Origin of the sequence: Mucilaginibacter sp. OK283, assembly GCF_900110415.1 — a bacterium.
Taxonomy (GTDB): Bacteria; Bacteroidota; Bacteroidia; order Sphingobacteriales; family Sphingobacteriaceae; genus Mucilaginibacter.
In genome coordinates this window covers 374,820-387,431 of sequence record NZ_FODR01000001.1, presented here as the reverse complement: position 1 = coordinate 387,431, position 12,612 = coordinate 374,820, and the positions used below count along the sequence as shown (strand labels likewise).

11 protein-coding genes are annotated in these 12,612 nt (G+C 41.5%); 4 read left to right on the top strand and 7 right to left on the bottom strand.

All coding sequences use genetic code 11. The features are described from left to right. Positions 1 to 94: 94 nt before the first annotated feature. The 5 genes from BMX56_RS01765 to BMX56_RS01745 form a co-directional block, all read right to left on the bottom strand. Entirely contained in the window at positions 95 to 1,396 is a 1,302-nt protein-coding gene (locus BMX56_RS01765) for an MFS transporter (RefSeq protein WP_090641607.1), read from the bottom strand. A 31-nt stretch (positions 1,397 to 1,427) separates the two neighbouring features. Then, a complete protein-coding gene (locus BMX56_RS01760; RefSeq protein ID WP_218152363.1) occupies positions 1,428 to 2,306 on the bottom strand; it encodes an ABC transporter ATP-binding protein in 879 nt (292 codons plus the stop codon). A 33-nt stretch (positions 2,307 to 2,339) separates the two neighbouring features. Continuing rightward, the gene (locus BMX56_RS01755; RefSeq protein ID WP_090639582.1) at positions 2,340 to 3,125 is read right to left on the bottom strand and encodes an ABC transporter permease; all 786 of its coding nucleotides are present in this window, start codon (positions 3,123 to 3,125) and stop codon (positions 2,340 to 2,342) included. Between the two features lie 78 nt (positions 3,126 to 3,203). Next, entirely contained in the window at positions 3,204 to 4,421 is a 1,218-nt protein-coding gene (locus BMX56_RS01750) for a CmpA/NrtA family ABC transporter substrate-binding protein (protein WP_090641605.1), read from the bottom strand. 29 nt (positions 4,422 to 4,450) lie between these two features. Beyond that, on the bottom strand, positions 4,451 to 6,058 hold the full coding sequence (locus tag BMX56_RS01745) for an alginate export family protein (RefSeq protein WP_090639573.1): 1,608 nt from the start codon (positions 6,056 to 6,058) through the stop codon (positions 4,451 to 4,453). A 441-nt stretch (positions 6,059 to 6,499) separates the two neighbouring features. Here BMX56_RS01745 and BMX56_RS01740 point away from each other — a divergent pair, with 441 nt between their 5' ends. Then, positions 6,500 to 7,195 (top strand): Crp/Fnr family transcriptional regulator, encoded by a 696-nt coding sequence (locus BMX56_RS01740; RefSeq protein WP_090639559.1) that lies wholly within the window; start codon positions 6,500 to 6,502, stop codon positions 7,193 to 7,195. A 213-nt stretch (positions 7,196 to 7,408) separates the two neighbouring features. Here the strand turns inward: BMX56_RS01740 and nirD are convergent, their stop codons facing one another. Together nirD and nirB are read right to left on the bottom strand one after the other, a co-directional pair. Beyond that, entirely contained in the window at positions 7,409 to 7,759 is a 351-nt protein-coding gene (gene nirD / locus BMX56_RS01735; protein WP_090639551.1) for a nitrite reductase small subunit NirD, read from the bottom strand. Positions 7,760 to 7,839: 80 nt separating this feature from the next. Then, entirely contained in the window at positions 7,840 to 10,335 is a 2,496-nt protein-coding gene (nirB, locus tag BMX56_RS01730) for a nitrite reductase large subunit NirB (RefSeq protein WP_090639540.1), read from the bottom strand. Between the two features lie 288 nt (positions 10,336 to 10,623). Here nirB and cobA point away from each other — a divergent pair, with 288 nt between their 5' ends. From cobA to BMX56_RS01715, 3 genes are all read left to right on the top strand, one after another. Then, entirely contained in the window at positions 10,624 to 11,352 is a 729-nt protein-coding gene (cobA, locus tag BMX56_RS01725; protein ID WP_090639533.1) for a uroporphyrinogen-III C-methyltransferase, read from the top strand. A 6-nt stretch (positions 11,353 to 11,358) separates the two neighbouring features. Next, a complete protein-coding gene (locus BMX56_RS01720) occupies positions 11,359 to 11,727 on the top strand; it encodes a DUF7009 family protein (RefSeq protein WP_090639524.1) in 369 nt (122 codons plus the stop codon). A 267-nt stretch (positions 11,728 to 11,994) separates the two neighbouring features. After that, positions 11,995 to 12,543 carry a hypothetical protein gene (locus BMX56_RS01715; protein WP_090639519.1) on the top strand — a complete coding sequence of 183 codons (549 nt, stop codon included), beginning with the start codon at positions 11,995 to 11,997 and terminating at the stop codon, positions 12,541 to 12,543. Positions 12,544 to 12,612: the final 69 nt, after the last annotated feature.

The following is a 12,612-nucleotide window of genomic DNA, read 5'->3' as shown; positions in this document are numbered from 1 at the left end:
GAAAGCAAAAAGCACCAGGCTCAAAGCTTTCTTAAATCTTATTTTTATTGAACTATTTAGCGCTTTAGGCTTTCAGCCTTCCGCTTTTAGCTTACTATGCTACCGCAACAAGCGGCTCTTCAACTTCTTTTGATACTGTTTGTTTTTGAAAACGGGTGATCAATACAATTACAGATACTGCCATAACGGCTATACCGATATAGGTAAATGCCTGTACATAAGTAATGGTAGATGATTTGAATAAAAAGCCAAACAGCATACCACCCAGGTTGCCGCCTGCACCAACTATACCGCTCACCATACCTACATTTTTACTGTTAATAAACGGAACAATGCCATAAGTAGCACCATTTGACATTTTAAGGAACAGCGCGAATGAAAGCATAGAAATAATGGCAGCAGTAAGGTTGCCCGAGCTGGCAAACAGGATAAGCCCCGCTCCTTCTAATAGCAAAACACCCGCAAGCAATAAGCCCTTGCCACGCATGCCGAATTTGCCGCCAACTTTGTCTGATACGATACCGCCTAATGCACGGGCAAAAATATTCATGAACCCAAAAACACCGGCCCAAAAACCCGCCGAACTTTGCGACAAATGAAACGTATCAACAAAGTGCAATGAGGCTACGTTGTCAAAAGTTATTTCCATACCAAAGCACATGGCGTATGATAAGGTTAAGGCCCAAACGCGCCAGTCACCCAAAATTGACCAGTCTGTTTTTGAAGAATTGGCTTTGGTATGTCCTATTTCGTCATAGTTACCATTAGGTGTATCCTTGGTAAATTTATAGTATATAAATGCCATGATCAGCATCAATGCACCCGGCACTATCATGGCATAGCGCCATGCTTCGGCTTTGGTATAACCAGCACCAACTATGGCGGCAAATATTAACGGCATTACCATATTAGTTACACCACCACCCAGGTTACCCCAGCCACCTGTTACAGCGTTGGCAGTACCCTTTATATTAGGTGCAAACATCATAGATGTATGAAACTGTGTAATTACAAACGACGAACCGATTACGCCAATAGCCAGGCGGAACAACAGGAACGAAGTATAGTCATGCGCCAGGCCCACAAAAAAAACGGGCAACGAACCAATAAGCAATAACCTTACAGCTGTTTTACGTGGCCCCCAGGTATCACAAAGTTTACCAATAATAAGGCGTGCTATAATGGTGGCCGCTACAGATGCTATAATGGTATTACCTACCTGGCCTTTGCTTAAATGCAGTTCGGCACGGATGGTTGGCATCAGCGGTGCCAGGCCAAACCAGCCAAAAAAGCATACAAAAAACATGAGCCAGGTGGTATGGAAGGTGCGCATCTGCACGCCCTTTAACGAAAATATATTCAGTTTGGTAAGTTGTTTTGCTGTTGTATTATTCATGCTATCGTTTTTTTGGGGGATTGGTATATTATTAATGTTCGTCATCTATAGAAAACTTATCAATCAGTAAATTCAATAAGCGGTCGTGAATTTCCATATACATAGGGTCGTGTACTATAAATTTTTTATTACGCGGCCTTGCCAATGGTACATCCACAATTTCTTTTATAGTAGCCGCAGGGCCGTTGTTCATAACTACTACCCTGTCTGCCAAAAAAATGGCCTCTTCAATATCATGCGTAACCATTACAATGGTTTTTTCGCGATGATCAAGGTTCCATAATTTTAATAGTTCAACGTGCATGGCACTTTTGGTTAAGGCGTCAAGCGCACCAAAAGGCTCATCAAGTAATAATATTTTTGGATTGATAGCAAAGGCGCGGGCTATAGCCACCCGTTGTTTCATGCCGCCCGAAAGCTGGCCGGGCAACTTATCTTTATGTTCCCAAAGGTTCACCATCCTTAAATTAGTTTCCACTAATTTAACACGCTCTGCAGCAGGCAGTTCTTTAAGGGCTGCACCAACTGCTACTTCAATATTTTTATAAACTGTAAGCCACGGAAGCAGCGAATAATTTTGAAACACAATTCCTCTGTCGGGCCCGGGCGAGTTCACTTTTTTGCCATTGGCATATACCTCGCCGCTTGTTGGTTTAACCATGCCGCTTATGGTGCTCATCAGGGTTGATTTACCACAGCCGGAGTGGCCTATCAGCGCTACTATTTCACCTTTTTTTACCGTTAAATCAATTTCTTTAACAGCAGTATATATTCCTTTGGGCGTTTTAAAACTAACTGTCACATTATTTATCTGGATACTTACCGGCGTATTGGCGGCTTGTTCCAAAATAATTTCAGCAGTTGCAGTAATGTCATCCTCAAGTGGTGCAATTATTGACATGTTACTCATAAAATTAAATTTTAAATAAATGATGATTAATTTTTAAACCGCGTACGAGAATCTTTGCTGCAACCAGGTAAAACACCTATCAAGCAATGAGCCTACTACTCCTATAATGATAATAGCTACTAAAATTTTTGCTACGCTACCGCCATTAAATCCTTCTTCCCAAACAAAGTTGCCCAGGCCAATTCCTCCCGAAAGCATTTCGCCGGCAACAATTACCATCCAGGCAATACCTATTGACAGCCTTAGCCCGGTAATAATATGGGGCAGGCTAAATGGCAATAATATTTTGGTAAGATATTTCCACCTTGAAAAGCCAAAAGCCTTACTTACATTTTTGTGATCCTGCGGGATATTTGATGCACCAAACGCTGCATTGATAAGCGTTGGCCACAAACAGCATATAAAAATCATGAATATACTGGCCTTTGGCGAATCCTGGAAAATGGCCAGGCCTAAGGGAAACCACGCCAGGGGCGAAACCGGCTTTAAAATTTGCACCATCGGGTTAATAACCCGCATAGCTATTTTGCTGCTCCCCATAATTAAGCCAATGGGTATTGCAAATAAACTGCCCAAACCAAAACCAATGCTTACCCGGCTAAGCGAGCTCAGCAGTTTAGTGCCTATACCTTTCTGGTCGGCATCGTTTTGAAATGGGTGCTGTATTACCTCCTTAAAAACAGTCCAGGTAGCCGATGGGGCAGGAATCTCGTTTTTAGTGAGCTTAGCTATTAAAGCCCATATACCGCCCATGATGATCATGCCTGCCAGGAAATAGACTACCGACATGGCCGTTTTTACCGAAAATAATTGCTTCATATCATTTTAATGTTTTGGTAAGACCTGCCGGGCCATATAAGCCCGGCAGGCTTTTTCCATGTTAATTAACTATTCAACCTATTTTTTTGAACCGGCTATATACGGTGCCGGATTTTTTGGATCAAAAACTATAGTTTCCAGGTTTGTTTTAAACGGTTTCATATCCTCCTGTACAGGTACCCCCATACTTTTGGCAACCTCGGCGTATAAATCGTCCAGGATCAACTTCTGCGCTACTGCCGAATAATCCGGAGCCGTGCTTATCATTCCAAAACGCATATACTGGGCCATAAACCAGATACCGTATGATAGTTTTGGTGTATTTACCGCGCCATTGTTGTAAAACAACATATAATCATCCTTGTATTTTTGTACACCCAGGTCGCAACCGATTTCTGTCGATCCCATTAACCGGGCCTCAATAACCTGTACCGGTGCATTCACATAATTAGGTTTGCTTAATAGAAGCGCTGCCTTTTTGCGGTTGCTCATTACATCAAGCCATTTGCAGGCTTCAATAAGGGCTTTCATCACATTTTTAAGGTCTTCTTTATCGTTTTCTGCAAATGCTTTGTTGGCCACCAGCGCCTTTTCGGGATGGTTTTTCCATATGTCCTGGCTGGATATTTGGGTAAACCCAATTCCCTGGGTTGCCGCTACGCCGTTCCATGGTTCGCCTACACTAAAGCCTTCCATATTATCCACCTTCATGTTGGCTACCATTTGCGGCGGTGGTATGGTAATGATACCCACCGATTTAGCATTTACACCGCATGCTGCCAGCCAGTTGCGCAGCCATATATCATGCGTTCCGCCCGGAAACGTCATGGCAAAGGTTACTTCCTTACGGGACTTTACATCTTTAATAGCAGCCGCTACCTTTTTCAGATCGCGAAAACCAACCAGCCCGCAAAAATCTTTCGACAGGGTTATAGCCTGGCCATTATTGTTGAGGATCATGGCTATCTTCATTTCCGACCCGGCTTTCCCACCAATCCCTGTGTATACCGAAAATGGCATAGAAAAGAGGCAGTGCGCGGCATCGAGTTCGCCATTTAATATTTTATCGCGGATAACCGCCCATGATGCTTCTTTTGATAGCTGTACATCAACACCATATTTGGCAAAAAAGCCCATTTCTTTTGCAATTACCAGGGGGGCGCAATCTGTTAACGGGATAAAGCCCAGCTTAACAACTTTTTTTGGCTGTTTGGCAACAGCGCCGCTTACCACAAGTAAAGCGCACAAACACCATAATAGCATGGGTTTGTAATATTTTTGTATATGTATATTCATTGCAGGCATTTTAAGTTTTAATGATTTAGTTATTGTTTAATAGCTACCGGTTTACTGTAAAAAAAGTCGGGGGTAAATTTTAACATCACATAAGCCCAGGTACCTGTTTTATTAAAGGTTGCGGCAGTAGCATCGTTTACGGCTTGTGCTTTGGCAAACGGCATACTGTCTGTAGCTTTCATGAGCGAGTAAGCCAATTCAATATTGGTAAACTTGTTCATGTTGTAGCTAAACTGTAAATCGGCTTCTTTACCCAGGTTTTTACTTATGGTTGTACCATCGGCCTTTTTCATATCCTTATTTAAGGAGAATGAATGCAGATCAAGACCTAAAGCAAAGGTGTTGGCGGTATATTTAAATTTAACGTAAGGGTTGTTTAAACCGCCTTTAGGCGATCCGGTGCCTGCATAAAAATAATCCATATAGCCCCAAAATTTGTGAGGTGTACCATACAATGGATCAAATGAGTTGTTTTTCCCCAATGCCTGATCAGCAACAGTTGTACCGGATAATACATCATAACCTGGCGTTACACTGAAAAGGTCTTTTTGATAAGTTGCTGCAACAGTATAGTGGTAGGCACTCATGGTTTTACCATCCCTGTCGTTACCCGATTGACGGTAATAAGCGGCTTGTATCGCTATTTTCCCAAAACCAGAGGCATTGCCAAAAGTTGGGCTAAGCATTAACCCGTAGGTGTAGCGTTTATTTACACCATAATTATAGGTATCGGTTGCGCCATTTGGCACAAAACGCCTGCCGTAAACATATCCGGCTGCTGCGCTGCCTACAGAATCGAGGCGATATTTACCGAAGTTATCGTTAAATACCAAAATAGACATCTTGGTTTGATCAAACTTTTTGCTGATATACAAACTGGTGAACGATTTGTAATTTTGCGTAGCTCCATTAGTACCGGCGGGGTTTGTAAATAAGGGGGTGCCCGTTTTTGAACTATTGTTTGCCGCACTTCCTGCAGCAGTTAAAGGAACAATACCGGCCGGAAGCGGTACCAGCGTGCCTAAACTATTTTTAATATATGCAGGCAAATTGCCCGGTAAATAATTACTATTGGTTACGCCATTGGCATCGGTATTTTGATTATAAGCAAAACCCAGATCAACCTGCCAGCCGTGGTGCACAGCTTTTAATAATGCCATATCATGCTGGCGTGCCTGTTGTAGCCAATCGAGGTTACCAATAAGGCGCGAATCATCATAAATTAATTCCTGGCGACCTATTTTAAAGGTAAGCAAATCCAATAACTTAAACTTAACGTTAGTATCGGCTTTGTTGGCCAGCGTTAGCTCGGCCCAGCCTTCATGTAGCATCAAACGGTTACCGTCCGCTGCTGATATGGTTGAAGCATCAGCTCCCCATACCCTAATATCCTGAACACTAACGCCAAATGTTAAAAGATCCCATTTATAACCAAAGTTTAAACGGGTACGTTGCGAAATAAAATCGGCGCTTTTTGCGCCTTTTGGCACAAGGTTACCATAGCCATCACGAGCTTCTCCCCGTATACGTAATTGCCCTGCCAGGCTAAACTGGGCCTTTGCAATATTAATTTGTAAGGTGCCTGAAATTAAAATTACGGCGAATATTATGAATTTATAACGTACATTTTTATACATTTGAATTGGTTTTTTATTTGTTAAAGCGATTAAAAACTATACTGGCCCTGCCTGGGAATGCGACCTCCCGACAGGGCTTTTTTTTATTTTTTCTATTTTTTCACCATAGGCGACACCTTTTTTTTAATAATTCCTGATTTAATTTAATAAATATATCGTATTTAATGAATAAATGCAAATATTTGCATCGAAAAGTTAATTTTTATGATTAAAATCATGTAATTATTAATTTTTTATCAAAATTTTAAATTTTGACAGCTTAAAAATTGACAAAATATGTTTTTGATAATTTTCAAGTCGATAAAAATTGAATAATCCGCAATTAAATTCAATGAAAATCAATATTCGTTAACCAAAACTGCTTAAATGAAGTAAATTTTAACAGATAACACGATTTTTATCACTATTTTTAATAAAAACACAACAGAAACTACGTACTAAATGAAAAAGAACATCCATTGCGACAATCAAACTTGCACTTTATGCAAAAGCTGCATAAAAGAATGGTTGCCCGCCATTGCCGCGAACAGAAAAAACTTCAAAGTCAAGAAAGGACAGGTTATTTTTAGCGAAGGCGACCCGGTTACCGGAATCTATTTTGTATACGAAGGAAATGTGAAAGTTCACAAAAAATGGGGCTCAGATAAGGAACTCATTATCCGTTTTGCCAATAATGGAGCCATTTTTGGGCACAGGGTGTTAGGAAAACACGCAACCCATTACCCTATTTCGGCAACAGCACTTGAAAATGGCATTATATGTTATGTTGATATGGAATTTTTTGAGGCAACTTTAAAAGTAAACCCTCAATATACCTACCAACTGATGTTATTTTTTGCCGATGAATTACAGGAAGCAGAAAAAAAGATGCGCAACCTGGCACACATGCCTGTTAAAGGCCGCGTTGCCCATGCTTTGGTTTCACTAAAAGACCAGTTTGGCATTAACAAAGATGGCCATATTGATATTGAACTTACCCGCCAGGACCTGGCCTCTTATGCCGGCGCAACTTATGAAACCGTTTTCAGAGTAGTAAACGAGCTGACCCAGGAAGACATTATAAGCACCAACGGCAAAAAGATTAGTATTATTAACGGCGAAAAATTGTTTGCTTTAACACAAGACACCAACCAGTAATATAAAATACCAAACAATGAATAATGAATGTGAAACACCGAAGTTTCTCCTTCATTATTCGATATTGGATATTTAGTGTTCGATATTTAAATCGTTTCGTAATTCCTGAACTTAATACCATTTAAGGACGACAGGGCACCTATTTGTACAAAAAAGGCGGCAACCCTGTTGGATCCCCGCCTGAAATAGCTTTAATTCTTTGCCGGCATCTTCTCAGGCAATACCTACAAATACTTTACCATCAGCAACCTTTACAGGATAGGTTTTAATAACCAGCTCCTCTTCGCCAATGCATTCGCCGGTAAGTAGCGAGAATGCTTTTTTATGAAATGGGCAGGCAACTTTCGGCTCACAACTTTCGCCGGTACTACCTATCATTCCCCGCGAAATAGCCATCTGCTGTTTGTGCGGACAAAGATTTTGGGTTGCATACCACTCGCCCCGGCGGCTAAAATTAAATATAGCAATCTGCTCATCGCCATGCTTTACGCACGATCCGCCATTTTCCGGTACATCATCTACATAACAGGCCAGTATCCATTTAATTTCTATCGCTGTTTCCATTATATTATATTTTATCAGCACAACACGCCCATATTAAACATGCGGCCTTCTTTTTGAATTTTGATTTTTTACTTTGAAACTTACCACCCTTTGGCTTTCACCTGTTCGCGCATTGGTTCAAACTGCGCGGTTGGATCTTTCTCTTCGGGTGCATTTATAAAGTGAGCAAAACGCTTGCGCATAGTTGGATTTTCCACTACCTCTTTCCATTCACAGTGGTAAGTATTTACAAGCGCCTGCATTTCTTCTTCAAGCTGTTCGGCCAGGCCAAGACTATCGTTTACAATTACATTTTTAAGATAGCTCATTCCGCCATCCAGCTTATTAAGCCAGGTTGCAGTACGGGTTAGCGGGTCGGCGGTTTTGATATAAAACATCAGGAACCTATCCAGGTATTTCACCAATGTTTCTTTATCAATATCGGTAGCTAATAACTGTGCGTGCTGCGGCTTTGAACCACCGTTGCCGCAGATATACAGGTTCCAGCCTTTTTCGGTAGCTATAATCCCAAAATCCTTTGATTGCGCTTCGGCACATTCACGTACACAACCGCTTACGCCACCTTTAAGTTTATGCGGTGCACGGATACCTTTATACCTGTCTTCAATCTCAATAGCAAAAGTTACACTATCATGCAAACCAAAGCGGCACCAGGTGCTACCCACGCAGCTTTTTACTGTACGCAGCGCTTTGCCGTATGCATGGCCGCTTTCAAAACCGGCATCTATCAGCTCTTCCCAAATTAATGGCAAATCGCTTAAGTGCGCACCAAACAAATCAATACGCTGACCACCGGTTATTTTGGTATACAATCCGTATCGTTTGGCCACCTGGCCAATTACTATCAGTTTGTCGGGCGTAATTTCTCCTCCGGGAATGCGTGGCACTACAGAATAAGTACCGCCTTTTTGAATGTTGGCCAAAAACCTGTCATTGCTATCCTGTATTACTTCCTGTTTTACTATCACATCGTTCCACAGGCTCGATAGGATGCTGGCAACAACCGGCTTACAAGTTTCGCAGCCATCGCCTTTACCGTAATGGTCAAGTACCAGGTCGTAATTTTTAAGCTTATTTATTTTTACCATGTCAAACAACTCCTGGCGCGAGTAGTCAAAATGCTCGCAAATTACATTTTTAACATACTGACCATTTGCCTTAAGGGTACCGGCAATTAAATCTTTCACCAGTGGCACACAACCACCGCAACCGGTACCGGCTTTGGTGCATTTTTTCATACCATCAATACTGGCAACACCGCCATCGGTAACCGCCGAGCAGATTGCGCCCTTGGTTACGGCTTCGCATGAGCAGATAAGCGCATCGTCGGGCAGGTTCATTACGCCGGCGCCCTCATTTGCCGCCCCGCCTCTTGATCCCAGTATCAAATCTTCCGGATCGGGTGGCAATACAATTTTATTATTAACCGTTTGCAGCAGCATATTGTAAGCCTCTGCATCGCCAATTAAAATGCCACCTAACAGGTTCTTCCCATCATTAGTAATATTAATGCGTTTGTATATTCCCTTGTGGGTATCTTCAAACAAAATGGTGCGGCAATCGGGTTCGGTAATAAAGGCATCGCCAAAGCTGGCTACATCAACACCAATTAATTTTAATTTGGTACTCATGTCGTACCCGTAAAAAGACTTGTCGGCCGCGGTTAAATGAGCGGCCGCAATATCAGCCATCTCATAACCGGGCGCAATCAAACCATAAATCATTCCCTCGTATAGGGCACATTCGCCAATGGCGTAAATATGCTCATCGCTGGTTTGCATTTTTTCGTTCACTACAATGCCGCCGCGGGTACCTACATGCAGGCCGGCCAGTTTTGCCAGCTCGTCGCGCGGGCGGATACCTGCCGATATTACCAGCATATCTACCGCAAGCTGACTATCGTCATTAAACTTTAATGATTGAATTTTTTTTTCGCCTACAATGGCTGCTGTACTTTTATTTAAATGAATGTGTAAACCCAGCTGGCTTAGTTTCATTTGCAGCATATTACTACCTGCCGAATCTATTTGCCTTGGCATTAGCCGAGGCGCAAATTCAATAACATGTGTTTCTGTGATACCCAGGTCAATCAACGCCTTAGCAGCCTCCAGGCCCAACAAGCCGCCGCCCATAACAGCGCCAGATTTGGCGTTGGCCGCGCAGGCTTTTATAAGCTCCAGGTCTTCGATGGTACGATATACAAACACGCCCTCTTTTTCTATCCCCGGAATATCAGGCACAAAAGCTGATGAACCGGTTGCCAAAACAAGGTAATCGTATTTTAAAGTAACTCCTTTTAATGAGTGGATTGTTTTTTCGGTACGGTTAATCTCCTGGATAGGATCGTCCAAATGCAGCGCGATACCATTGTCGGCATACCACGATAAAGTGGAGAGCGACAGATCATCGGCAGTTTTGCCATTAAAATATTCGCTCAGGTGCACCCTGTCATAAGCGTGACGGGGCTCTTCGCCAAAAACAATTATTTGGAACTGGGCTGATCTGGCCAAAAGCTTCTCGCAAAACTTATAGCCCACCATACCGTTGCCTACAACAATAATGGTTGGTTTTGACATATCGAAATTTTTTAAATGTTAAAGCAATTTTCAAACTTAAATGAATCAAATACGACCCTGATTTCATTTACATCACAATTATAACTCAAAAAAATGGCAAATAAAAATTTTTTTTAAGTTTTTTATTAAATAAATCATGTTTATTGATGTTTTAATTGTTAATTTAGTGCTAATGATATAATTTATGTCATTATTTATGTTGATTGTAAATAATGATTTTAACATTTTAACAAAATCATCAAAATAAAATAGCCTAAAAACTTATTTTTTGATGCAAAATTTCAAAATATGCAAAAAACAATTGAAAATCCGGTTCTTTTTGTACTTGGAGCAGGTCCCGGAGACCCGGAATTGATAACAATGAAGGGATATAAGGTATTACAACAGGCAAATGTGGTATTATATGACAACCTGGCGAATAAAGAGCTACTGAATATCTGCCAAGATGATTGCGAAAAGGTATATGTAGGCAAACAACCCTATGGCGATTACACCCCGCAAGAAACTATTCATGAGCTGATAAAGCATTACGCTTTTACCAAAGGCAATGTGGTAAGGCTAAAAGGTGGCGATCCGTTTATATTTGGCCGCGGCTTTGAAGAAATAATTTACGCCCGGCAACATGGCATAACTACACAGTACATACCGGGTGTTACCAGCATGCAGGCATCCGGCCTTCAGGATATTCCTTTAACCCACCGCCTGGTGAGCGAAAGCGTTTGGATGGTTACCGGAACTAAAAAAGATGGCCGTCTATCTGCCGACCTCGCCTGCGCCATGCAAAGCAATGCTACGGTAGTAATATATATGGGCATGAAAAAGCTGGCCGAAATTGCCCTTGCCTACGTTACATCGGGTAAAGGCCATACACCTGCCGCTATTATTCAGCACGCATCGTTACCCAAACAAAAATCTGCGCGGGGGAAGGTTAAAGACCTGGTTGCTATGGCAGCCGAAAACCAGCTTACCTATCCGGCTATTATAATTATAGGCGATGTGGTTAACGTTAACAATTAAACAAGTATGAAAATCAGGATAAAAGGAAACTCACTGCGATATCGCCTTACCAAAACCGATGTAGAAACCTTTGACAGGGATGGTTACCTGGAAGAAAGTACCAAATTTGGTACCCGGACATTTAAATATGCCCTGCAGCGTACAGAAACGGAATTTTTAACGGCAGATTTTACTGATAATACCATTATTATGTATATGCCCGTCGCTTTGGCGCTTGAATGGACCAGTACCAACCGTGTTGGCTATGAAAACAACAGCAGTGAGATGTACCTGCTTGTTGAAAAAGATTTTAAATGCCTGGATAATGTGGCCGAAGACCAAAGCGATAATTATCCAAATCCGCTGGTTGAAAACTTCACGAAGAAAGAACTATAGGCGCTCGTAAAGCAGCATTTGCAAAACACATGCAAATTTGATGTAGCTGCATAGCCGGTCGGCTGTTAAAGTTATTCACCGGGCGCACCTATGATCAATATGGAAAACCGGGCACATAATCCATATTTACTATTTCAACTGATAATCAGGATTAATTTCAACAACTTATTCAATCAATAGGTATTAATATTTACTTATAGTTATAATAAATTTTGAAAACATATTTATAAATTGCACCTTTAGATATCATTGTACCTATAAATCAGTTTGAAAAAGATTGTTGCCTTTTTATTGCTAAGTATTCACCTGCTAAATATTGGCGGGCAACTGGCGTTGCATCAATACCTGGTCTATAAAACCAATAAATTTTACAACCAACAGGTAAGCAAAGGCTTATATGATGTTAAAGACCTTACCGAAATAGCCATACCTGTTGATTTGCCCAATATTCACGATTGGAAACGGTTTGAAAACATAGCCGGGCAAATACAATTTGGCAACACCAACTACAACTACGTAAAAATGAAGGTTACGCGCACGGCTATACACCTGATGTGCATTCCTAATTACGAAACGACGCGCCCGGTTGATAAAAATGTACTTAATGCAAAAGGTGTTAAAGATATCCCGGTACCACAAAAAGACCACGTGCCGTATGGCAAAACCATTATGCAGGATAACGTTAGCGTAGCCTTTGCGCACGTTGAGTTTTGCTGCCCTATAAAAAATATTCAAAAAAACATTGTACAGCCCGTACAACCACTGGTGCACTATTACCAGGATATTCCTGAGCAACCGCCTAAGGTTACCTGCTAATTTTCTTCTTGCTTAATCCGTTAAGGATACCATCAACTACTATTTAATGTTGTATTCAGGTGTTTTTTT

Coding starts and splice junctions, on each gene's coding strand:
- BMX56_RS01765 (WP_090641607.1), bottom strand. CDS start 1,396: ATGAATAATACAACAGCAAAACAACTTACCAAACTGAATATATTTTCG.
- BMX56_RS01760 (WP_218152363.1), bottom strand. CDS start 2,306: ATGAGTAACATGTCAATAATTGCACCACTTGAGGATGACATTACTGCA.
- BMX56_RS01755 (WP_090639582.1), bottom strand. CDS start 3,125: ATGAAGCAATTATTTTCGGTAAAAACGGCCATGTCGGTAGTCTATTTC.
- BMX56_RS01750 (WP_090641605.1), bottom strand. CDS start 4,421: ATGAATATACATATACAAAAATATTACAAACCCATGCTATTATGGTGT.
- BMX56_RS01745 (WP_090639573.1), bottom strand. CDS start 6,058: ATGTATAAAAATGTACGTTATAAATTCATAATATTCGCCGTAATTTTA.
- BMX56_RS01740 (WP_090639559.1), top strand. CDS start 6,500: ATGAAAAAGAACATCCATTGCGACAATCAAACTTGCACTTTATGCAAA.
- nirD (WP_090639551.1), bottom strand. CDS start 7,759: ATGGAAACAGCGATAGAAATTAAATGGATACTGGCCTGTTATGTAGAT.
- nirB (WP_090639540.1), bottom strand. CDS start 10,335: ATGTCAAAACCAACCATTATTGTTGTAGGCAACGGTATGGTGGGCTAT.
- cobA (WP_090639533.1), top strand. CDS start 10,624: ATGCAAAAAACAATTGAAAATCCGGTTCTTTTTGTACTTGGAGCAGGT.
- BMX56_RS01720 (WP_090639524.1), top strand. CDS start 11,359: ATGAAAATCAGGATAAAAGGAAACTCACTGCGATATCGCCTTACCAAA.